This is a genomic window from Saccharothrix mutabilis subsp. mutabilis (genome assembly GCF_039521145.1).
Classification (GTDB): Bacteria; Actinomycetota; Actinomycetes; order Mycobacteriales; family Pseudonocardiaceae; genus Actinosynnema; species Actinosynnema mutabilis.
Genome location: NZ_BAAABU010000010.1, coordinates 15,385 through 37,188 on the forward strand (window position 1 = coordinate 15,385; position 21,804 = coordinate 37,188).

Here is a 21,804-nt window from a genome sequence, read left to right on the forward strand (position 1 = left end):
GAAACCACAATGCGATCGGACACGACATGACCGCAGTCGAGTACGAAGGAATCGGCAGGCAGGCGAGTCGACTGGCACACCGGATACTCGCGCTGACCTTCCGGTTCCGCCGCCTCGAACACCCCGACGACCCGTGCGGCGAGCAGCCGTGCGACCAGTGCTACCACACCCACGAGAACCGCGTGCTGCGCTACGTGCTGGCCGGCGAGCCGGTGCACTTCGTGCTGCCCGCGTTCCCCGCCAAGTCCCGCAACCCGGAGAAGGTCGTCGGCTCGCTGCCCGACCTCGGCGAGCGGATCTCCGTGGAGTTCCTCCAGTCGTTCTGCGAGCAGGTGAGCCACTACCACCCGCCGGGCGCGCGCATCCTGATCTGCTCGGACGGCCACGTCTTCTCCGACATCCTGGGCATCCCGGACGACGACGTCACCGCCTACCGCGACGAACTCCGGCGGATCATCGACCAGACCGGCGCGAGTTCGGTGTCGCTGTACTCGCTGGACGACGCGTTCGGCCTGACCGACTACGACCGGATGCGGCGCCTGCTGCTGGAACGGCACGCCACGCCGCTGGACGACCTGCGCGCCGAGGTGCGCATGGACCTCGCGGCGCGGTCGATGTTCAACGGAATGCACCGGTTCATGCTGGAGGACCAGTCGCCGCTGCACCCGGAGATGAGCCGCACCAAGCTGCGCGAGCACTGCAAGGACTTCGCCTACCGGATGATCCAGCGCAGCCGCGCCTGGGGCGACCTGGTGGCCGCGCGGTTCCCCGACTCGATGCGGCTGTCGATCCACCCGCAGCCCCGGCACGCCGAGAAGATCGGGTTCCACCTCATCCGCACCAGGGACAGCTGGCTCACCCCGTGGCACGGCGTCGTCGTGGACGACGGCACCACGATGACCCTGGTCAAGCGCGCCCAGGCGGAGCGCGACAACGCGTCGCTGATCTGGCGCAACGGCCGGCCGAGCCACTACGTCAACCCCGAGTTCCCGCCGGAGGAGATCGCGTCATGACCAAGGCATCCGAGCTGCGCGTCGAGGAGACGCCGTTGTCGCCGTTCGGCCGGCTGGTGACCGCCGACGGCCCCGCGGACCTGCGCGACATCCACCCGTCGGTGCTGGAGCGCTGGACGGTCGAGTCCAAGGTCGTCGTCCTGCGCGGGTTCCCGTTGCTGGACAGGGAAGACCTCGTCGACTACTGCGCGCGGTGGGGCGAGGTGCTGCACTGGGACTTCGGGGCCGTGCTGGACCTGGTGGTCCAGGAGGACCCGAAGAACTACCTGTTCAGCCGCACCGACGTGCCGTTCCACTGGGACGGCGCGTTCGCGAAGCGGGCCCCGCGCTACTTCCTGTTCCAGTGCGTCGAGGCCCCGGTGGCCGGTGGTGGCGGCGAGACGGTGTTCTCCGACAGCGTCGAGGTGCTGCGGCGCACGCCCGCCGAGCTGGTGCGCGAGTGGGCCGGCACGCGGGTCACCTACCGGACGGAGAAGCTCGGCTACTACGGCGGCGAGACGGTGTCGCCGCTGCTGGCCGAGCACTCCGAGACCGGCGAGACGGTCCTGCGCTACGGCGAGCCGCTCGACCCCGAGCGCTACCGCAACCCGGTGTGGGTGGAGATCGAGGGCAAGTCCGAAGTGGACGCCCAGGCGTTCATGACCGACCTGCGCGACCGCATGCACCACCCGGAGGTCTGCTACCACCACCAGTGGCGGGACGGCGACATCGTCGCGGTGGACAACCAGGCGCTCCTGCACGGCCGCAACGCGTTCCGCGGCAACTCCTCCCGGCACCTCCAGCGCATCCAGATCCTCTAGGAGCAGGCCATGACCACGACCGAGAGCCCGCGCTTACCCGTCACCGAAGCCGTCCGGCGGCCCCGGCCCACCCCGCTGCGCAAGCTGGACTGGTCGCTGCGCATCCGCCGCGTCGAGTTCTTCCCGGTGTGGCTGTCGGTGATGCTCGTCCCGGCGCTGCTGTCGGTCGACACGGCCGCCGATCTGCTGTCCGGCACCTTCGCGCTGACCCTGCTCACCGTGCTGGCCGTCGTGCACGTGGCCGACATGGTGAACACGCTCGCCGACCGCGAGGTGGACGCGACCTACAAGTCGCGCCTGTCCGAGGCGGTCCACGGGCTGGGCGTGCGCAACGTCCGGTGGCAGATCGGCGTCACGGTCGTGGTCGGGGCGGCGCTGGCCGTCGCCCTCTCGGCGCGCACCGGGCACTGGGACCTGCTGCCGCTGATCGCGGCGGAGACCGTCCTGGTCGCCCAGTACTCGGTGCCGCCGCTGCACTTCAAGACCCGCGGCGTCCTCCAGCCGCTCATCGCGGTCGTCATCATCATCTGGATCCCGATGGCGATCGTGGTGCGCGCGCTGGGCGGCGACTTCGACTGGCCGCTGGTGGCCACCGTCGCCGGCGTCGGCGCCGCGTTGATCGGCATCATCGTCGTGAACACGGCCGAGGACCTGCCCGAGGACCGCGCGCACGGCATCCGCACGTCCGTCATCGCCCTGGGCCTGCCCCGCGCGATGGTGTTCGCGACGGGCATGGTCGGCGGCGGCGGCGCGGTGGCCCTGCTGGGCCTGCTGGCCGAGGGCGGCCCGTCGCTCGGCCTGCTCGCGCCGGCCGCCGCGCTGGGCTTCGCCGCGTCCCACGTGCTCGGCACCGCCCGCCTGGTCCGCCGGGTGTCCGAAGTGGACGGCCTGGCCCGGCTGCGGCCCCGGGCCAAGCTGGTCCCGATCCAGGTGGCGACCACCGGCTGGGCGACCGTCATCGCCGCCGCTTTCGTGCTCGCCGGCCGGTAGAGCACCGACAACACCCCCCGGAGGTAGACCCCATGTCCGTCGAAGAGGTGCGCGCACCCGCCGCACCCACCACCCCGCTGTCGGCCGGCCGCCGGCTGCTGTACTCGATCCGCATCCGCCGCGTCGAGTACCTGGCCGTGATGCTGGCGATCTACTCGATCCCCACCCTGCTGTCCGTGGACTCGGCGAGCACGCTGGCCACCCTGGACTTCGCGCTGGTCATCGTGATGGCCCTGTCGGTCATGCACTTCATCGACATGACCAACGCGTACGCGGACCGCGACGTGGACGCCGTCTACAAGACGCGCCTGTCGGAGGCCGTGTACGGCTTGGGCCTGCGCAACGTGCGGGTGCAGATCGCGGTGACCGGCGTCGCCGTCCTGGCCCTGGCGACCTACCACACGTTCCGCACCGGCAACTGGGACCTGCTGCCGCTGGTCGCCTTCACCCTCTACATCGGCGCCCAGTACTCGATCCCGCCGATCCACCTGAAGAACTCGGGCGTGTGGCAGATCCCCGGCCTGGCCGCGGTGCTGCTGTGGCTGCCGATGCTGATCGTCGTGCGGTCCATCCCCGGCGACCTCTCGTGGCCGCTGCTGGCCGTGATCGCGGGCTTCGGCCTGAACCAGGTCGGCATCGTCATGGTCAACACGGCCGAGGACTGGCCGGAGGACGCGGCCTTCGACATCAACACCTGCGTCCGGGCGCTGGGCCTGACCCGGGCGATGGCCGTGGCCACGGGCCTGATCGCGGTCGGCGGCACCACGGTGTGCGTCGCGGTCCTGTCGCTGGGCGGCTTCACCTGGGGCGCGGTGCCGATGGTCGCGGCCATCGCGTTCGCCCTGTTCCACGTGTCGGGCACCTGGCGAGGCGTGCGCGGCAAGCCCTTGGAGGACGCCCTGGCGTTCCTGCGCCCCAGGGCCAAGTTCGTCCCGCTCCAGGTGGCCTCCACCGGGTGGGGCACGGTGATCGCGGCAGCCTTCGTGCTCGCGGGCTGACCATTCTGATGGAGGAACCATGGAGCGCTTGGCGTTCTCCTGCTACGTCTTCACCCCCGGCGGGCGACTGCTGCTGACCATGCGCGGTCACGCGAAGCGCACCTGGCGGGGCGTCTGGACCAACACGTGCCACGGCCACCCCGCCCCCGGCGAACCCGTCCCGGACGCGGTGGTGCGCACCCTGCGCGCGGAACTGGGCCTGGCGACCCCGGTACCGGAACTGGTCCTGCCCGCGTCGAGGTACCGCGCGGTGCGGGAGGGAGCGGTGCTGGAGGAGGCGGTGACACCGGTGTACCGGGTGGTCACCGACGCCCGACCCACCCCGGACCCGTTGGAGGTGGGCGATTTCGAGTGGGTGGACTGGTTGGACTTCGTGTACGCGGTCCGGACGAACGAGGTGTCGGTGTCACCGTGGTGCAGGCTCCAGGTGGCCGAGCTGGCGGCGTTGGGCGACGACCCGATCCGATGGCCGGTGGTCGAGGTGGAAAACGCACTCAAAGCCGCCGGCTGACCCGCCCGCAACGCAACCGGCGCACCGCCACACCTCTGCACCGCCACACCTTCCGCGCGCAGCGCGCTTCGCCGCGCAGCGGCGTGCTTTCGGTTTGGGCTCCCAGCCACAAGGGGCCTTCGTGTTCCCCACCGTATGACCTGCCCGAAGGGCTACCACAGATTTCCCCGGGTGACGCCGAAAGTTTTGCGAGGAACGAGCAAAAGTTTTAGCGGCACCCGGGGAAATCTGTGGTCGGCTCCGCCAGGTCATGCGGTGGGGAACACGCAGGCCCTTCCCCCCACTGGAGGCCTCCCGGCCGCTTTTAAGCTTAAGAGCGCTTCGCGCGTCGCGCGAAGCGCTCTCAAGCGCGAAGCGCGTTCACCCTAAGTTAGCGCGGAGCGCGTCCTGTGAGGACCCGCGAAGCGAGGGCTTGAGAGCGACAGCGTGAGTTCAAAGAGTAAAAGAGCCTCGCCGGCGGGCGAGCCACCGAAGATGGACACAACTGCCAAAGCGGGGGCTTCTTGCTTGTGTCATCTCCGCATGACCCGGCAAAGCCGACCACATTTTCCCGGGGCTGGTCGAAAAACTTTTGCTCGTCCCTCGCAAAACTTTTTGGCCCAACCCCGGGAAAATGTGGTAGCCCTTCGGGCGGGCCATACGGAGATGACACAAGCAAGAAGCCCGGCTTGGGTTGTGTCCCCTCCGGTGGGCTGCCCGCTTGCGGCTTCGCCGCCACCTACAAGGCGACCTGCACCGGGCTGTTGCCGTGTTGGACCAAGCGCCCGGTGGGTGGTTGCGCGGCAAGACGGCTGTGCCGTTGTTGGTCGCGGCTGCGGACAAGCATGCGTTGGCGGTCGAGGTGCATCTCAAGCCGTTGCTTGCGGAGTTGGGGGCGCAGGTGCCGGGGCGCGGGTTGTTCGTCGACGAGTCGGAGTTGGCGGCGGACCAGACCGTGTTGATCACCTCGTTGCGTGAGCGGCTGGGTGAGGCCGGGTGGTTCCTCTCGCCGGTGGGCGCGGGGCGGTGACGGACCCGCGCACCGCGCGCCGGTCCTGCGCCGGCGGTTCTAGGCCACCGACTCGTCCACCGCCTCCGCCGCGAGGAACGCCAGCACCGCCCTCGCCACGGCGTCGTTCTGCCGGAACGCCGGGTTGTTGGTGTTGGGACGCGCGAACGCCGCCTGCGCCTTGTTGGTCGTGTACGGCCCCACGGCGAAGCGGCGTGTGTGGGGCGTGCCCGAGGCGTCCAGGACGCGGCTGTCCACCGGGTCCACGGCCACCAGCCCCGACCGCTCCTGGACGTCCCCGGACGCCAGCATCGAGCACAGCAACGGCTCGGCCGTGCCGGACAACGTGTGCGTCGGCAGCCGCGCCTCGACCAGGCCCGTGGCCCGCACGACCGTCCCCGGCACGCTGACGCTGCCCGCCAGGAACACCCCGTCCACCGGCTCCACCCACGTGTCCGCCCCGAGGAACCGCACGACACCGGCCCGGGACAGCGCCAGCAGCTCCTCCAACCGGTCCGGCGGCGGGCCGGAGACGAAGTAGCTGAAGAACCCGTGCCACCACCCGTCCTCGCCGGTCAGCCGCCCCGACGCCGCCAGCGCCGACAACTGCCCGTACGCGGTCAGCAGGGCCATGAACGCACCGAGGTCGGCGCTGAACGCGGAATCCGACCGGCGGGCCACGTCGGCCGCGATGTAGGACCGCAGGAACTCCTGGAACCCGTCGGACGAGTCGAACGCCAACCCGTCGATGGGCCGGTCGAGCTGCTCGAAGTCCAGCCGGTCGGAGTAGGCGGGCACGGCCTCCGCCTCCAGCGCGCGCATGTCGCGGCTGTACCAGTCCAGCCCGGCGTACCGGTCGGCGAACTCCGCCCAGCTCAGCCGGACCCGCGACGGGTGGCCGGTGAACAGCTCCCGGTAGTACCCGTACGCGACCTCCTTGGCGATCAACTGCCACACGTGCAACCGGAAGTCGATCTCGCCCGGCCGCGCCAGCAGGTCCGACGCCACGAAGAACCGCGGCCCCTCGGGCGCGTCGCCCCGCAACCGGTAGCCGGTCTTCGAGTGGTAGGGCACCCCGCGCCGCGAACCCACGTGCAACCGCGGCTCGCGGCCGGACGGCACGTAGTGCAGCACGTCGTCCACCCGGACGAACGTGCCGCCGCGCCCCTCCGCCAGCAGCACCACCAGGTCGATGAACGCCAACCCCATGCCCCGCACGACGACGTCCGCGCCGGCGGGCAGCACGGACAGGTCCGCGTCGGCGGTGTACGCGGGCGGCACGAACACCAGGCCGTGGTCCTCGGCGTAGTCGCGCAACGCCGCGTGCTCCGGCGACAAGGCGGTGTCCAGGTGCCCCAGCGCGAACACCACCACGTCGGCCACCACCGGCTCCGCCCGCCCGGCGAGCCACACGCGTTGGCGCGTCTGCGGGCACCCGGTCACCCGGACGGCCCGGGTCGGGTGGACGTGCACCGCGCTGCCCGCCGGCAGGGACTCCACCGCCCGGTCGTGGAACCACTTCAGGTAGGCGCTCTGCACCCGCCGGCTGGGGAACGACGTGGGTCCCATCGCCGCCAGCTCGGCCAGCACGTCGCCGTCGAGGTCGGCGGTCGACGGGTCCCACTCGGCCAGCGACGGGCCGGGCCGCACGGGGCCGTCGCACACCACCGACGCGTCGGTGAACATGGTGACGTCCTCGGCCATCGAGTTCATCCGCAGCAACGGCGACTGCTCGTGCCGCCACACCCGCCCCGAGCCGGCCGGGAACGGGTCCACCAGGTGCACCTCCAACGGCCCGTCGAACAGCTCCGGAGCGTTGGCCCCCAACCGTTCCAGCAGCCCGGACGTGCGCGGTCCGGCCCCCACGAACACGACGACGCTCATCGCACCAGCGCCAGGAACTCGCGGGTGCGCCGGTGGGCGGGGCGGTCCAGCACGTCCTCGGGCGGCCCGGACTCGACCACCAGCCCGTCGTCCAGGAACACCACCGCCAGCACCTCGCCGACCAGTTCGGGGTCCAGCGCGGAGGTCGGCTCGTCGAACAGCACCACCCCGGGCCGCATGGCCAGCGCCCGCGCGATGGCCACCCGCTGTCGCTGCCCGCCGGAAAGCTGCCGCGGGTAGGCGTCCTCACGACCGGCCAGCCCGACCCGGGCGAGCAACGACCGCGCCGACTCCTCGGCCTCCGCGCGCGGCACGCCGGACAGCGCCGGGTACAGCGCGCCGATGTTGAACCAGAACAGCAGTTGCACCAACAACGGCACCGACCGGAACAGCCACACGTAACCCCAGCTCACGGCGACCAGCACCGGGTTGCCGGACAACCGCAGCACGGCCAGCACGCCGCCGATGGCGAAGCCCAACACCACGGTCAGCGCGGTGAGCCAGAGGGTCAGGCCGAGCCCGCGCAGCACGGCCTCGGCGGTGAAGTACTGGGCCACCACGACCCACTGGAACTGCTCGTTCGTCACCGCCGACCAAGCGAAGGCCAGCACGGCGGCCGGCACCAGCGCGGCGGACGCCCACCGCCACAGCCGGCGCAGCGGCACGATCTCGGCGGCGGTGCGGGACGGGGTCGGCGGGGCGACGGTCGAAGCGCTCATCGGCTGCTCCAGCACAGGAGGGAACACGTGTCACAGTGCCGCGTCCCTCAACGCCGCACCGTGATCGTAGGCGCGCCGGCGGTTGGCGCGTCAAGGGATTCCGGGATCTGGACGCCGGTCGGACCGCCGTTGACGTTGTGCCCGCCCGCTGCTGCACTGGGTTCGTGGACTTCCTGCGGCTGGTCATTCGCGGCCACATCGACTTCGGTCGGGTGTGGTCGTCCTCCTGTCCGCGCTAGACGAGCACCGGGCCGGCCCGCGCGCGTCTCCCTCAACGCCCCGCCGCGTCGGCGTCCTGCGTCTTCTCCGCACTCACCCGTTGACCGGGTTTCCCCTGTGCCACTTGAAGTGGAAGGTTTTGCCGTGCCTGTTGAGTTCCTGGGGATCGGCGGCACCAACGACGGTTCCGAGACGCACGCCCGCGGCGGCGCCTCGTTCGACAAGGACTACACCCTGCGGCTGGCCCGCGCGCACGAGGAGCACGGCTGGGACCGCGTGCTGTTCGCCTACGGCTCGGGTTCGCCCGACCCGGCGCAGGCCGCCGCCTACGTCGCCACGGAGCTGGACCAGCTCCAGATCCTGTTGGCGCACCGGCCCAACGTCTCCTACCCGACGTTCGCCGCGAAGACGTTCGCCACGCTGGACCGCATCTCCGACGGCCGGCTGACCGTGCACTTCATCACCGGCGGCACCGACCGCGAGCAGCAGCGCGAAGGCGACTACCTGACCAAGGACGAGCGGTACTCGCGCACCGAGGAGTACATCCGGATCGTCAAGAAGGCCTGGACCTCCACCGAGCCGTTCGACCACGAGGGCGCGCACTACCGGTTCGCGGACTTCGTCAGCGACGTCTTCCCGGTGCGGCAGCCCAGGCCGGACGTCTCCTTCGGCGGTTCCTCCCCCGCCGCCTACAAGGCCGGTGGCGCGGTGGCGGACATCTTCTGCCTGTGGGGCGAGCCGTTGGCCGACACCGCCGCCCAGATCGAGTCCGTCCGGCAGGCCGCCCGCGCCGCGGGTCGCACGGACACGCCGCGCATCCAGGTCGCCTTCCGCCCGATCCTCGGTGCGACCGAGGAGTTGGCCTGGGAGAAGGCGCACCGCACGGTGGACGCGATCAAGCGGCGCACCGCGGGCGGCAAGTCCCTGACCCGGCGGCACTCGCTGACCAACCCGCAGAACACCGGTTCCCAGCGCCTGTTGGAGATCGCGGCCCGCGGCGAGCGGTTCGACCGTGCACTGTGGACAGCCACGGCGGAGGCCACCGGCGGCGCGGGCAACTCCAACGCCCTGGTGGGCACGCCCGAAACGGTCGCCCAGGCGCTTCTGGACTACTACGACCTGGGCGTGGACATCTTCTCGGCACGCGGCTACGACACCCTGAACGACGCCATCGACTTCGGCCGCCATGTCATCCCGATCGTCCGGGAAGAGGTCGCCAAGCGCGACCGGGCGGGCACCCGGACCGCCGTGGTCGAGCGCGACGCCCTCGCGGTGGACGGCTGACCGGCGATGCGCACGAGAACCCTTCTGCTCCTGACCTCCCTGCTGGCCCTGGTGGTCGCCGGCTGCGGCGCGCCCCGGGCCAGTCCCGGGACCAAGCCGACCGCGGACGTGCTGTCGTCGCTGGGCAGGGACGAGAGCATCGCCGCGCTGCTGCCCGAGGCGACCCGCCGGTCCGGGGTGGTCGGGTTCGGCTCGTCCGTGGGCGGCCGGCCGCCGTCGTCGTACTACGCCGAGGACAACCGGACCGTGCTCGGGCAGGACATCGACATCGCCGAGGCGGTGGGCCGGGTCCTGGGCGTGCGGGTGGAGCGCGAGGTCGCCGGTTTCGAGGCCATCCTCCCGGCGCTGGCCTCGGGCAAGTACGAGGTGGGCACCGGCAACTTCGGCGTCACCGAAGCCCGTCTCACGACGGTCGACTTCGTCACCTACGTCAACGACGGCCAGGGCTTCGCCGTGCGCGCGGACGACACCCGGTTGGAGAAGGTCGAGACCCTGCACCAGCTGTGCGGGCTGAAGATCGCCGTGGGCGCGGGGACGACGTTCGAGGCGACCCTGGAACGCGAAAAGCAGGTCTGCCCCGCCAACGGCGAACCCGCCTACGAGGTGCTGACGTTCTCGGAGAACGCGGCGATCTTCCCGGGCCTCCGACAACGCCACTTCGACGTCATCATGAGCACGATCAACGGCCTGCGCCACGCGGCGGCCAACCAGCCGAACCTGAAGTTCCTGAACGAGTTCAAGCGCCTGGACGTGGGCTTCGCCTTCAAGAAGGGGTCGCCGTTGACGCCGGCGTTCCAGGCGGCGGTGAACAAGCTCATCGCGGACGGCACCTACCAGCGCGTCCTCACCAAGTGGGGCACCACGGCCTCCGCCATCCCGCGATCGGAGATCAGCCCGCCCGAGCGTGCGTGACCCGGTGGGACCGGGCCCTTCGCCAGCCCGGTCCCACCGCCCGATCGACCCTCCCGGAAGTGCTCCATTCGAGTGAGATTCCCTCAGGAATTGCGCAACTCGACCCATCACGGTGATCTGATCGCCCGACAGGCTGACAACCGAGTGGGCAACCACCGGATCGGGTGTTCCAGAAGCTGAAGGATGATGGTCGACCACGCAGGCGCGGCGCGCGGGCCGTTCACCGGCGCCCGGGACGGGTTCGTCCGGGACTGGGCCGCCGCGCTCGGGTCGGACCTGCCCGAGGTCAGCGGCGCCCTGGCCGGGCTGACCGACCGGTTGCTCGCGGCCGTGGTGCGGGAACTCCCCGTGCGGGACGTCGGACGGGCGCTGGTCGCCCACGGGTTCGCCTCCCCCTCCGACCTGGAACGGACGCTGGCGTTCGTCGGCGAGCGCCTGCTCGACGCGTTCGGGCTGCCGGCCAAGCACACGAACCGGCTGATGGCCGTGCTCGGCGGGATCGCCGCCGGGTTCAGCGAGGCGCTGCGCGAACGGACCGTGGACCAGCAGGAGCACAACCGGTCCCAGGCCGTGCGGACCATCCGCGACACCGAGGCGGCGTTGCGGGCCAGCGAGGCCAAGTTCCGGGCCGTGTTCCGCACCTCCGCCGTCGGCATCGCGGTGACCGGGCTCGACTCGGAGATCCTGGACTTCAACGACGCCCTGCTCGCGCTGCTGGACTGCCGGCCCGACCAGTTGGCCGGGCGCAACGCCCGCGACCTCGTGCACCCCGACGACCGGGACTCGGTGGACGAGGTCGCCGCCGTCCTCGCGTCCGGCGTCCGGGACCACGTGCGGGCCGAGAAGCGGATGGTGCGCGCCGACGGCGAGGTCATCGACGTGCTGATCGCGGTGTCGCTGGTGCGCGACGACGCCGGCGCGCCCGCGTACCACGTGGTGATGGTGGAGAACCTGGACGAGGTGCGGGCGCTCCAGTCACAGCTGCTGCGGCAGAGCCTGCACGACGTCCAGACCGGCCTGGCCAACCGCATGCAGTTCCTGGGCTGGCTGGAGGGCGCGGTCGGCTCGAAGGGGCCGGAGACCCTCGCCCTGGTGGTGTTCGACATCGACGGGTTCCGGGTGGTCAACGACGCTTTTGGGCACGACGTGGGCAACCGCGTGCTCACGGTCGTCGCCGCGCACCTGCGCGAGGTGTTCGGCGGGGTCGGGCGGCTCGCCCGGATCGGGCCGGACGAGTTCGGCGTGCTGCTCGACGACCCGGTGGACATCCCGACCGTGGTGACGCTGGCCGAGGAGGCCGTGGAGCTGCTCGCCGAGCCGGTGTGGGTGGGCGACAGCGGGATCGGCGTCACGGCCAGCGTGGGCATCGTCGTGCGGGCGGCGCGCGGCGCGGACGCGGCCGAGCTGATGCGGTGCGCGGACGTGACCCTGCGGTGGGCCAAGGACGACGGCAAGGCGCAGTGGGCGCTGTACGACAGGGCGCGCGACGACCGCGAACGGCGGCGGCTGATGCTGGCCGCGTCCGTGTCGGGCGGGCTGGAGCAGGGCGACTTCCGGGTGGACTACGAGCCGGTGCGGTCGCTCGCGGACGGGTCCCTGCTCGCCGTGGAGGCCCGGCTGGGCTGGGACCACCCCACCGAGGGCTACCTGGACCCGGCGTCGCTGGCGTCGCTGTCGGCGTGCACCGGGATGGCGGCGCGGCTGGGCTGGTGGGCGCTGGAGCAGGCGTGCCGGCACGCGGGGGCGTGGTACCGGCGGTTCGGCTCGGCCGCGCCCGTGCTGACCATGGACCTGACCGCGCGGCAGTGCCAGGAGCCGGAGCTGGTGGCCGAGGTGCTGCGGCTGCTGCGGGACAGCGGCCTGCCCGCGTCGCGGCTGCGCTTCGAGCTGGGCGAGCAGCTGCCCGCGCTGATCACCGGCGACCAGGCCGAGGAGCTGGCGATCCTCGCCGAGCACGGGGTGCGGTTCGTGCTGGACCAGGTGGGCGGCGGCAACATCCCGGTGGACCGGCTGCGGCTGGTCCCGCTGCACGGGGTGAAGTTCCAGGGCTCGCCGGTGCACGGGCTCGCCGAGGGCGCGAACCGGCTGGACGAGAGCGCGGCCGTGGCGCTGCTCACGTGGGCCGGGACGCTCGGCATCCCCCTGCACGCGGCGGGGGTGCGGACGGAGTCCGAGGCCGAGCGGCTGCGGGAGCTGGGCGTGAAAGGGGCGCAGGGGCCGCTGTTCGGGACGGCGCTGTGGAGCGCGGACGAGGTCGCGGCGGTTCTTGGCAAGTCCTAGGCGGACGCTCAGCTTCCTCATAGCCGGCGGCGCGACCCTGGGTGCATGACACAGGGGTTCCCCGCCATGAGCGGATCTTTGTTCGAGCCGGTCCCCACCCCCGCGGCCGAGGTCAAGCCGTTCTGGCGGCGCACCGGGACCGTCGTCACGTCGGCCGCGCTCGTCGCCGCGGTGTTCGGCGGGGTCACCGGCGGGGTGGTCGGTGCGCTGAACGCGCCCGGCGCGACCGCGGGCACCTCCAGCAGCCCGGTCGCGCTCCAGACCTCGGGGGCTGCATCGGACGTTTCCGCCATCGCCGCGAAGGTGCTGCCGAGCGTGGTCCAGGTGAACGTCGTGGGCGCGCAGGGCGAGGGGCTCGGGTCCGGTGTCGTCCTGAGCGCGGATGGTCGCATCCTGACCAACAACCACGTCGTGTCCGGCGCGCAGAAGGTCACGGTGACGCTCGACGACGGGCGGACCGTGGACGCGAAGGTCGTCGGCACCGACCCGTCGAGCGACCTCGCCGTGGTGCAGGCGGTCGGCGTCTCCGGGCTCACGCCGGCCGCGTTCGCCGACTCGGACAACGTCAAGGTGGGCGACCAGGTCGTGGCGATCGGGTCGCCGGAGGGCCTCCAGGGCACCGTGACGTCCGGCATCGTCAGCGCCCTCGACCGGACGGTCACCGTGCCCGGCACGACCCGCCGCTCGAACGTGTCCTACCAGGCCATCCAGACCGACGCGTCGATCAACCCGGGCAATTCCGGCGGTCCGCTGGTCAACGCCGCCGGCCAGGTGGTCGGGATCAACTCGGCGATCTACTCGCCTGCCTCGGAGTCCGGTCAGGCGGGCAGCGTCGGCATCGGGTTCGCGATCCCGGCCAACCAGGCGAAGCAGATCGCCGACCAGCTCACGTGAGGGGGCACGCCGCACTCCGTCGAGCCCGCGGGGCCGTTGATGAGCCCTGCGGGTTCGACGTCGTCCGCGCTCGGTGTTCCGGGCTCAGCCGAGCCAGGTCGGGCGCAGTGGCATCCCGGACTTCGTCCCGTCCAGTTTCACGCCCAGCACCTGGTGCAGCTGGATGTTGTTGCGGTCGAACCCGAGGCGCGACGCCGCCAGGTACAGCCGCCACACCCGCGCCCGCCCCAGCCCGACCTCGTCCACGGCCTCGTCCCAGTGCCGGTCCAGGTTGTCGCACCACGCCGCCAGCGTCATCGCGTAGTGCTCGCGCAGGTTCTCCTCGTGCCGCACCTCGAACCCGGTGTCGTGCATCAGCGACACGATGTGGCCGGGGCCGACCAGCTCGCCGTCGGGGAACACGTACCGGTTGATGAACCCGCCCGTGCGCGCCCGCTGCCGGTTGTCCGGCCGGGTGATGCAGTGGTTGAGCATCCGGCCGCCGGGCTTGAGCTTGCGGTACAGGTGGCGGAAGTAGGCGGGCAGCTTGGCCTTCCCGATGTGCTCGGTCAGGCCGATCGAGCTGACGGCGTCGAACCCGGTCTCGCGGACGTCCCGGTAGTCCAGGTAGCGCACCTCCGCCAGGTCCGACAGCCCGGCCTCGACGATCGCCTTCTGCGCCCATTCCGCCTGGTTGCGCGACAACGTCACGCCCAGCGCCCGCACGCCGTACTCGCGCGCGGCGTGCATGACCATGCCGCCCCAGCCGCAGCCGACGTCCAGCAGCCGCATCCCGGGCTTGAGCCCGAGCTTGCGCGCCACCAGGTCGTGCTTGGCGAACTGGGCCTCCTCCAGCGTGGACTCCGCCGTCGGGTACACCGCGCACGTGTAGGCCATGGACGGGCCCAGGATCCACTCGTAGAACGTGTTCGACACGTCGTAGTGGTGCGCGATGGCCTCGCGGTCGCGGGCCTTGGAGTGCCGCAGCCCGCGCAGCCTGCGCTCCTGCGGCGGGATCTCGACCTTCGACCTCAGCCGCTCGCGCCCGAGCGTGCTCAGCAGGGAAACCCTTTCGGGCCAGGGGACCTCCCGCAGGGAGATCTCCGACAGACTGGCCAGCGCGCCGTAGACGTCACCGATGATCTCCAGGTGCCCGGTGACGTAGGCGCGGGCGAGGCCCAGTTCACCGGGCGCGGAGGCCAGGTACGACAAGGCTTCCGGCGAGCGCACCTCGATGCGCACGCCCGCGTCGTCCGGCCCGGCCGTGCTGCCGTCGTACGCGCTGAACCGCACGGTCCGGTCACCCCCGACCGCGCGTTGGAACACCTCGGCCAACCGCATGGACCCTCCTTCACCCGCGGAGAACGCACTTGGTGTACAGATCCGGGAGCCGGCCCGCGGCGTCGTACCGCTTCTTGAGCTCCCGGTAGGTGGGACCGTTGTAGTTGTCCCAGAACTCCTGCTCGTCGTAGTAGGAGTCCGAGTACAACGACTTGTGCCCGCCCAGCTCGGTGACCTTGTCCTCGATCAACCGGTTGCGGCTGCCCAGCTCCTCGTCCGGCCGCAGGTCCACGGTGGACCAGAAGCCGACGTTGACGTACAGCACGTCCGGGTCCATCGGGTACAGCGGCCAGCCGGTGCGGTCGCGCAGGCGCACCGGGCACAGCCAGACCGGCTCGATGCCGATCTCGCGGTGGAAGAAGTCGAGGAACTCGGCGAGCCGGTCGACCGGGATCTCGACGTCCTGGATCACCGGCTCCTGCACCGCCTTGCTGAGCTTGGCGGAGAAGCCGCGGCGGCGGTCCCAGGCGACGATCCGGCGGTAGACGTCCGAGCGCAGGTACCGCTTGGGCACCAGGCGGCGCACCACCGGGTGCTGGACGCCGAAGGCGCGCGAGCACCAGAACCAGTCGGTGTCCCAGCGCCACAGGTAGTCCCGCACGGTCAGGTGGTCGGTGCGGCGGGCCTGGATCGAGCGGTAGTAGATGTGGTTGCCGGTGTAGTCCGAGCGGTGCGGGGCGCGGTCGGCCCAGCTGCCCAGCGTCAGGTACTGCTCGGTCGCGGAGAACACCGTGCCGTCGACGAAGTCGACCGGTTCGCCCTGGTACGCCCGTTCCGCGCAGACGGCTTCGATGACCTCGGCGCACTCCTGCGCGCTGCCGAACGGGACGTGCCGGAGCTTCACGAAGGGGTGAACGCGTTCGAGCTCGATCTCCAGCCGGAGGGCGTAGCCCAGGGTGCCGTAGGAGTTCGGGAACCCGCGGAAGAGATCGTCCTCGGGGCCGACCACGACGACCTCGCCGTCGCCGGTCATCACCTCCAGCTCGCGCACGGACTCGTGCGGCAGGCCGTTGCGGAACGAGCTGGACTCGATGCCGAGCCCGGCGACCGCGCCGCCCAGGGTGATGGTCTTGAGCTGGGGCACGACCAGGGGCATGAGGCCGTGCGGGAGGGTGGCGTCGACCAGGTCCTCGTAGGTCGTCATGCCCTGGACCTGCGCGGTCAGCGCGTCGGGGTCCACCGACAGCACCCGGTTGAAGCGGGCCACGTCGAGCCCGCCGGGGACGTCGGCGCGGAACCGGAACAGGTTCGACGTCGGTTTGGCGAGCCGCACGGGAGCACCCGCGGGGATCGCCCGGTACTGGCCGCGCAGCGCGGCCACCGCCTGGCTGTGATCGCTCACGCGCTCGACGTTAGGCCGCTCGGGCATGATCAGCACCCCCAAATTCCGCCGGCGACGACATTACCGCCCGGTAGTACCTTGGGCTGTGTGAGTTCGGTACGCGTGGAACGGTCCGGCCCGGTGTGCACGGTCCTGCTGAACCGGCCCGAGGTGCGCAACGCGGTGGACGGCCCGACGGCGCACACGCTCACCGAGGTGTTCCGCGAGTTCGACGAGGACCCGGAGTTGGCGGTGGCCGTGCTGCACGGCGAGGGCGGGGTGTTCTGCTCGGGCGCGGACCTGAAGGCCGTGGGCACGGCGCGCGGCAACGACCCGGAGTCGCCCACCGGTCCGATGGGCCCGACGCGGCTGCGGCTGTCCAAGCCGGTGATCGCGGCGGTGTCCGGTCCGGCGGTGGCGGGCGGGCTGGAGCTGGCGCTGTGGTGCGACCTGCGGGTGGCCGACGAGGACGCGGTGTTCGGCGTGTTCTGCCGGCGGTGGGGCATGCCGCTGATCGACGGGGGGACGGTGCGGCTGCCCAGGCTGATCGGGCTGTCGCGGGCGATGGACCTGGTGCTGACCGGGCGGCCGGTGGACGCGGCGGAGGCGTTGGCGATCGGCCTGGCGAACCGGGTGGTGCCCGCGGGGACGTCCCGGGCGGCGGCGGAGGAGCTGGCGCGGCAGATCGCGGCGTTCCCGCAGCTGTGCCTGCGGGAGGACCGGTTGTCGGTGCTGGAGCAGGACGGGTTGGCGGAGGCGGACGCGCTGGCCAACGAGATGGCGCACGGGCTGGTGTCGCTGCGCGAGGTCGAGCGGGGCTTGTCGCGCTTCCTGGCGGGTGAGGGCCGGCACGGCAGGTTCCCCGACTGACCGGTCAGGCGATGCCGAGGAGGCCCTCCACCTGCGGCCACAGGGTGTCCAGGTGGTGCGGGTCGTTGTCCAGTTTCGCGAAGAGCACCATGCCCTCCAGTTGGGCGAGCACCGCGCGGGCGTGGTCGCGGGAGGCCCGGGTCGCGGGCAGGTGGCCGTCGGTGTAGGCCTCCAGCAGCACCTTGTGCACCATGACCACCTGCTCGTCGAAGATCTCCTTGAGGCAGGCGTGCACCGCTTCGTCGTGCCGCCCGACCTCCAGGGTCAGGTTGCCGTAGAGGCAGCCGCGCACGGTGCCCACGTCGCGCTTGCTGTCGTGCTGGCTCTGCGCCTGTGCCCGGAGGAGTGCTTCAAGTCGCCGGAACGGGTGATCTTCGCTCTCCAGGACGGCCCGCCACCCGGCGCTCTCGCCCTGCCAGGCCTGCCGCAGCGCCTCCACGGTCAGCGCCTGCTTGGACTCGAAGAAGTAGTAGAAACTCCCCTTCCGCACCCCGGCCCGCTCGCAGATCTCGGCGACGCCGATGGCCCCGTACCCGCGCCCGCGCATCAACTCGCAGGCGGCCTCCACCAACTTCTCCCGCGCATCACTGCTCCGACCCACGCGCCCACACTAGACGACCGGTCAACTATTGCGCGGTAGTTGACCGGTCGTCTACCTTGCGCCCATGACCTCATCAGCGGGCGCGGACGAACGAAGACTGACCACGCTGCTCGGCATCGAGCACCCGGTCGTGCAGGGACCCCTCGGAGGCGGGCTGTCGTCGGTGGCGTTGGCCGCCGCCGTCTCCAACGCGGGCGGGCTCGGTTCGTTCGGGGCGCACCACCTGGCCCCCGACGCCATCACGGCCCTGGTCACCGACCTCCGCGCGGCCACCGCCAAGCCGTTCGCCGTCAACCTCTGGGTGCCCCAGCCGACCGAGGGCCGGCCCGCGGACCTCGCGCCGCACCGGGAGCGGCTGGTCCCGTTCTACCGGCGGCTCGGCCTCGGCGACCCGCCCGGCGACGACCAGCTCCGCTTCCCGAGCTTCCCCGACCAGGTCGAGGCACTCCTCGACGCCGCCCCACCGATCATCAGCTTCGTCATGGGCATCCCACCCCGCGAAGTGCTGGACACCGCCAAGGAGAAGAACATCCTCACCATCGGCACCGCCACCACCGTGGACGAAGCCGAAGCGCTCGAAGCCGCCGGCCTGGACGTGGTCGTCGCCTCGGGCAGCGACGCCGGCGGGCACCGCGGCGCGTTCCTCAGGCCGGTCGAGCACTCCCTCGTCGGCACCTTCTCCCTGGTGCCCCAGGTGGTCGACCGCACCACGATCCCGGTCGTCGCCGCCGGCGGCATCGCGGACCGGCGTGGCGTCCGGGCGGCACTGGCCCTGGGCGCGCACGGGGTCCAGGTCGGCACCGGGTTCCTGGCCACCCGCGAGTCCAACGCCGGCGCGGTGCACAAGCGCATGCTGCACACCGACGCCGCCAGGGTCACCGTGCTCACCAAGGTCTTCTCGGGCCGCACCGCCCGGGGCATCCACAACGCGCTCATCGCCGAACTCGGCAACGCCGAAGTCGCGCCCTACCCGTTCCAGAACGCCCTCATGCAGCCACTGCGCACGGCGGCGGCCGAGCGGGGCCTGGCCGACTACGTCAGCCTTTGGGCGGGCCAAGCGGCCCCGCTCACCAACACCGAGAACGCCGGCACCAAGAGCGCCGCGGACTACTTCGCCGAGCTAGTGCAGCCCTAGCTCGCGGGCGATCAGCATCTTCTGCACCTCGCTGGTGCCCTCGCCGATCTCCAGGATCTTCGCGTCCCGGTAGAACCGCCCCACCGGGTACTCGTTCATGAACCCGTACCCGCCGAAGATCTGGGTGGCCTCGCGGGCGTTGTCCATCGCCGCCTCCGAGGACACCAGCTTCGCGATCGCCGCCTCCCGCTTGAACGGCTCACCGCGCAGCATCTTCGCCGCCGCCTGGTAGTACGCCAGGCGCGCGGTGTGGGTGCGGGCCTCCATCTCGGCGATCTTGAACTGGATCGCCTGGTACTCGCCGATCTTGCGGCCGAACGCCTCGCGCTCCCGCACGTACCGCAGGCACTCGTCCACGCACCCCTGGGCCAGACCGACGCCCAGCGCCGCGATCGCGACCCGGCCCTCGTCCAGCGTCTGGAGGAACTGCGCGTAACCCCGACCCCGCTCGCCCACCAGGTTCGCGGCCGGCACCCGGCAGTCCTGGAACGACAGCTCGCGCGTGTCGGAGGCGTTCCACCCGACCTTGGAGTACTTGCGCGACACCGAGAACCCGGGCGTCCCGGCCGGCACGAGGATCGCCGAGATCTCCGGCTTGCCGTTCTCCCGCCGCCCGGTCACCGCCGCGACCGTCACCAGGCCGGTGATGTCCGTGCCCGAGTTGGTGATGAACGCCTTGGTGCCGTTGATCACCCACTCGTCGCCGTCCAGCCGGGCGGTGGTGCGCAGCGCGCCCGCGTCGGAGCCGCCGCCGGGCTCGGTCAGGCCGAACGCGCCCAGCGCCTGCCCGGAGGTCAGCCTGGGCAGCCACTCGGTCTTCTGCGCGTCGGAACCGAAGCGGTACAACGGCATCGCGCCCAGCGAGACGCCCGCCTCCAGCGTGATCGCCACCGACGAGTCGACCCGCGCCAACTCCTCCAGCGCCAGGCACAGCGCGAAGTAGTCGCCGCCCATGCCGCCGTGCTCCTCCGGGAACGGCAGGCCGAACAGCCCCATCCGCCCCATCTTGGCGACGATCTCGTAGGGGAACTCCTCGCGCTCGTAGAACTCGCCGATGACCGGTGCGACCTCGTCGCGCGCGAACTCCTCGACGGTCTTGCGCAGGGCCTCGTACTCCTCGTCAAGGCGGAAGTCCAACATCGCTCTCACTCCTGGTGCGGCACGACGACGGCAAGGGTCTCGTCCAGCGCGACCTGTTGGCCCGCCCGGACGTTCACTTCGGCGAGCACGCCGTCCACGGGTGCGGTGACGGTGTGCTCCATCTTCATGGCCTCGACCACGAACAACGCCTGTCCCGCGGTCACGTGGTCGCCCTGCGACGCACGCACCACGAGCACGGTCCCGGGCATCGGGCTGGTGACCGGACCGCCGCTGCCCGCGTCCTGCGCGGAGGCGATCTCGGACTGCTCGTGCTCGGTCAACGCCCACGAGTGGCCGTCCGCGCCGAGCCACAGCACGTTCCCGGCGCGGGCCATCGCGTACCGGCGGGTTCCGACGACCAGGTCACCGTCCACAACGGACGCCGACAGCCGCAGCACCTCCCCGTCGCCCACGACGACCTCCGCACCGCGCACGCGCACGTCCACGTCGTCCACGCGCCACGTGGTCCACGCGTGCTCCCCGATCCGCCAGCCGCCCGGCTGGTCCCACGGGTCGTCGCCGTGCGGGGCGAGCTGCCGTTCCAACGCGGCGGCGGCGTACACCTCGGCCGGGACCTCGCTGTGCACCAACGAGTCCAGCTTGCGCTCCACCAGGCCGGTGTCCAGCGCGCCGGCCCGCACGTCCGGGTCGCGCAGCAGCGCCCGCAGGAACGGGATGTTCGTCGTGACGCCCAACACGACCATGCGGCCCAGCGCGGAGTCCAAGCGCCGCAACGCTTCCTCGCGCGTCTCGCCGGACGCGATCACCTTGGCCAGCATGGGGTCGTAGTCGCTGCCGACGGTCAGCCCCTCGTACAGCGCGGAGTCCACCCGCACGTCCGACGGCTCGCGCAACGCCAGCACCGTGCCGCCGGTCGGCAGGAACCCGCGCGCCGGGTCCTCCGCGTACACGCGCGCCTCCACGGCGTGCCGCGTCAACGCCACGGAACCCAGCGCCAACCGCTCGCCGGCCGCCACCCGCAGCTGCCACTCGACCAGGTCGATCCCGGTCGCCAGCTCGGTGACGGGGTGCTCGACCTGGAGCCGCGTGTTCATCTCCATGAAGAAGTAGTCGCCCGAGGTGCCGTCGACGATGAACTCGACGGTCCCCGCGCCCACGTACCCCACGGACTTGGCCGCGTCCACGGCCGCCTGCCCCATCGCCTCCCGGACCTCCGGGGTCAGCAGCGGCGACGGCGCTTCCTCGATGATCTTCTGGTGCCGCCGCTGGAGGCTGCACTCGCGTTCGCCCAGGTGCACGACCCCGCCGTGCGCGTCGGCCAGCACCTGGATCTCGATGTGCCGCGGGTTGGTGATGAACCGCTCGATGAGCAGGGTGTCGTCGCCGAACGACCCGCGCGCCTCGCGCCGGGCCGACTCGATGGCGTCGCGCAGCCCGTCCTCGGCGTGCACCAGCCGCATGCCCTTGCCGCCGCCGCCGGCCGAGGGCTTGAGCAGCACCGGGAATCCGATCTCCAGCGCGGCGTCGACCAGGTCGTCGTCGGTCATGCCGGGCTCGGTGCGCCCCGGCACCACGGGCACGCCGGCCGCGCGCACGGTCAGCTTGGCGCGGATCTTGTCGCCCATCGCGTCGATCGCCTCGGCGGGCGGCCCGATGAACACCAGCCCGGCCTTCTCGCAGGCCCGCGCGAAGTCCGTGTTCTCGGCCAGGAAGCCGTAGCCGGGGTGCACGGCCTGCGCGCCGGTCTCCCGCGCCGCGTCGATGATCCTGTCGATGGACAGGTAGCTCTCGCGGGCGGCGGCGGGGCCGATGCGCACCGCCACGTCGGCCAGCCGCACGTGCAGCGCGTCGGCGTCGGCGTCGCTGTAGACGGCGACGGACCGGATGCCGAACCGCCGCAGCGCGCGGATCACGCGGACCGCGATCTCGCCGCGGTTGGCCACCAGGACGCTGTCGAACATGCC

General features: G+C 71.6%; 19 protein-coding genes. 12 read left to right on the forward strand and 7 right to left on the reverse strand.

Annotated features, from left to right (window positions below):
- Positions 1 to 26 precede the first annotated feature (26 nt).
- The 6 genes from ABD126_RS21935 to ABD126_RS21960 all read left to right on the forward strand — a co-directional run bounded on the left by ABD126_RS21935 (position 27) and on the right by ABD126_RS21960 (position 5,321).
- The gene (locus ABD126_RS21935) at positions 27 to 1,013 is read left to right on the forward strand and encodes an L-tyrosine/L-tryptophan isonitrile synthase family protein (RefSeq protein WP_343935744.1); all 987 of its coding nucleotides are present in this window, start codon (positions 27 to 29) and stop codon (positions 1,011 to 1,013) included.
- Complete coding sequence (locus ABD126_RS21940; RefSeq protein WP_343935745.1) at positions 1,010 to 1,813, forward strand: TauD/TfdA dioxygenase family protein; 804 nt, start codon at positions 1,010 to 1,012, stop codon at positions 1,811 to 1,813. Before ABD126_RS21935 ends, ABD126_RS21940 begins: the two co-directional genes overlap by 4 nt.
- 9 nt (positions 1,814 to 1,822) lie before the next feature.
- Positions 1,823 to 2,803, forward strand: a complete 981-nt coding sequence (locus tag ABD126_RS21945; RefSeq protein WP_343935746.1) for a UbiA family prenyltransferase — start codon at positions 1,823 to 1,825, stop codon at positions 2,801 to 2,803.
- Between the two features lie 32 nt (positions 2,804 to 2,835).
- The gene (locus ABD126_RS21950) at positions 2,836 to 3,801 is read left to right on the forward strand and encodes a UbiA family prenyltransferase (RefSeq protein ID WP_343935747.1); all 966 of its coding nucleotides are present in this window, start codon (positions 2,836 to 2,838) and stop codon (positions 3,799 to 3,801) included.
- Between the two features lie 19 nt (positions 3,802 to 3,820).
- Complete coding sequence (gene idi / locus ABD126_RS21955) at positions 3,821 to 4,312, forward strand: isopentenyl-diphosphate Delta-isomerase (RefSeq protein ID WP_343935748.1); 492 nt, start codon at positions 3,821 to 3,823, stop codon at positions 4,310 to 4,312.
- Between the two features lie 748 nt (positions 4,313 to 5,060).
- Positions 5,061 to 5,321, forward strand: coding sequence for an NADPH-dependent FMN reductase family protein (locus ABD126_RS21960; protein WP_343935749.1), 261 nt, complete (start codon positions 5,061 to 5,063; stop codon positions 5,319 to 5,321).
- A gap of 39 nt (positions 5,322 to 5,360) precedes the next feature.
- Here ABD126_RS21960 and ABD126_RS21965 read toward each other — a convergent pair whose 3' ends face one another.
- Complete coding sequence (locus ABD126_RS21965; RefSeq protein ID WP_343935750.1) at positions 5,361 to 7,184, reverse strand: FAD/NAD(P)-binding protein; 1,824 nt, start codon at positions 7,182 to 7,184, stop codon at positions 5,361 to 5,363.
- Positions 7,181 to 7,903 carry an ABC transporter permease subunit gene (locus ABD126_RS21970; RefSeq protein WP_343935751.1) on the reverse strand — a complete coding sequence of 241 codons (723 nt, stop codon included), beginning with the start codon at positions 7,901 to 7,903 and terminating at the stop codon, positions 7,181 to 7,183. The genes ABD126_RS21965 and ABD126_RS21970 overlap by 4 nt, the downstream gene beginning before the upstream one ends.
- A 363-nt stretch (positions 7,904 to 8,266) precedes the next feature.
- On the opposite strand from ABD126_RS21970, the gene ABD126_RS21975 reads away from it, so the two are divergent.
- From ABD126_RS21975 to ABD126_RS21990, 4 genes are all read left to right on the forward strand, one after another.
- Positions 8,267 to 9,406 (forward strand): LLM class flavin-dependent oxidoreductase, encoded by a 1,140-nt coding sequence (locus ABD126_RS21975; protein WP_343935752.1) that lies wholly within the window; start codon positions 8,267 to 8,269, stop codon positions 9,404 to 9,406.
- Between the two features lie 6 nt (positions 9,407 to 9,412).
- Positions 9,413 to 10,318, forward strand: a complete 906-nt coding sequence (locus ABD126_RS21980) for an ABC transporter substrate-binding protein (protein ID WP_343935753.1) — start codon at positions 9,413 to 9,415, stop codon at positions 10,316 to 10,318.
- Positions 10,319 to 10,504: 186 nt separating this feature from the next.
- Positions 10,505 to 12,598, forward strand: coding sequence for a putative bifunctional diguanylate cyclase/phosphodiesterase (locus ABD126_RS21985; protein WP_343935754.1), 2,094 nt, complete (start codon positions 10,505 to 10,507; stop codon positions 12,596 to 12,598).
- 66 nt (positions 12,599 to 12,664) lie between these two features.
- Positions 12,665 to 13,492: a S1C family serine protease gene (locus ABD126_RS21990; protein WP_343935755.1), complete on the forward strand. Its 828-nt coding sequence runs from the start codon at positions 12,665 to 12,667 to the stop codon at positions 13,490 to 13,492.
- Between the two features lie 84 nt (positions 13,493 to 13,576).
- Here the strand turns inward: ABD126_RS21990 and ABD126_RS21995 are convergent, their stop codons facing one another.
- Complete coding sequence (locus ABD126_RS21995; RefSeq protein WP_343935756.1) at positions 13,577 to 14,812, reverse strand: class I SAM-dependent methyltransferase; 1,236 nt, start codon at positions 14,810 to 14,812, stop codon at positions 13,577 to 13,579.
- Positions 14,813 to 14,822: 10 nt separating this feature from the next.
- Positions 14,823 to 16,181 (reverse strand): FAD-binding oxidoreductase, encoded by a 1,359-nt coding sequence (locus tag ABD126_RS22000; protein WP_343935757.1) that lies wholly within the window; start codon positions 16,179 to 16,181, stop codon positions 14,823 to 14,825.
- Between the two features lie 60 nt (positions 16,182 to 16,241).
- Between ABD126_RS22000 and ABD126_RS22005 the strand changes: the two genes are divergently transcribed.
- Entirely contained in the window at positions 16,242 to 17,003 is a 762-nt protein-coding gene (locus tag ABD126_RS22005; protein WP_343935758.1) for a crotonase/enoyl-CoA hydratase family protein, read from the forward strand.
- Positions 17,004 to 17,007: 4 nt separating this feature from the next.
- Here the strand turns inward: ABD126_RS22005 and ABD126_RS22010 are convergent, their stop codons facing one another.
- The gene (locus tag ABD126_RS22010) at positions 17,008 to 17,604 is read right to left on the reverse strand and encodes a TetR/AcrR family transcriptional regulator (protein WP_343935759.1); all 597 of its coding nucleotides are present in this window, start codon (positions 17,602 to 17,604) and stop codon (positions 17,008 to 17,010) included.
- Between the two features lie 64 nt (positions 17,605 to 17,668).
- Between ABD126_RS22010 and ABD126_RS22015 the strand changes: the two genes are divergently transcribed.
- Positions 17,669 to 18,739, forward strand: a complete 1,071-nt coding sequence (locus ABD126_RS22015; RefSeq protein ID WP_343935760.1) for an NAD(P)H-dependent flavin oxidoreductase — start codon at positions 17,669 to 17,671, stop codon at positions 18,737 to 18,739.
- Here the strand turns inward: ABD126_RS22015 and ABD126_RS22020 are convergent.
- Positions 18,725 to 19,879, reverse strand: coding sequence for an acyl-CoA dehydrogenase family protein (locus ABD126_RS22020; RefSeq protein WP_343935761.1), 1,155 nt, complete (start codon positions 19,877 to 19,879; stop codon positions 18,725 to 18,727). The two genes, ABD126_RS22015 and ABD126_RS22020, sit on opposite strands and share 15 nt — an antisense overlap.
- Before the next feature lie 5 nt (positions 19,880 to 19,884).
- On the reverse strand, positions 19,885 to 21,801 hold the full coding sequence (locus ABD126_RS22025) for an acetyl/propionyl/methylcrotonyl-CoA carboxylase subunit alpha (RefSeq protein WP_343935762.1): 1,917 nt from the start codon (positions 21,799 to 21,801) through the stop codon (positions 19,885 to 19,887).
- Positions 21,802 to 21,804 lie beyond the last annotated feature (3 nt).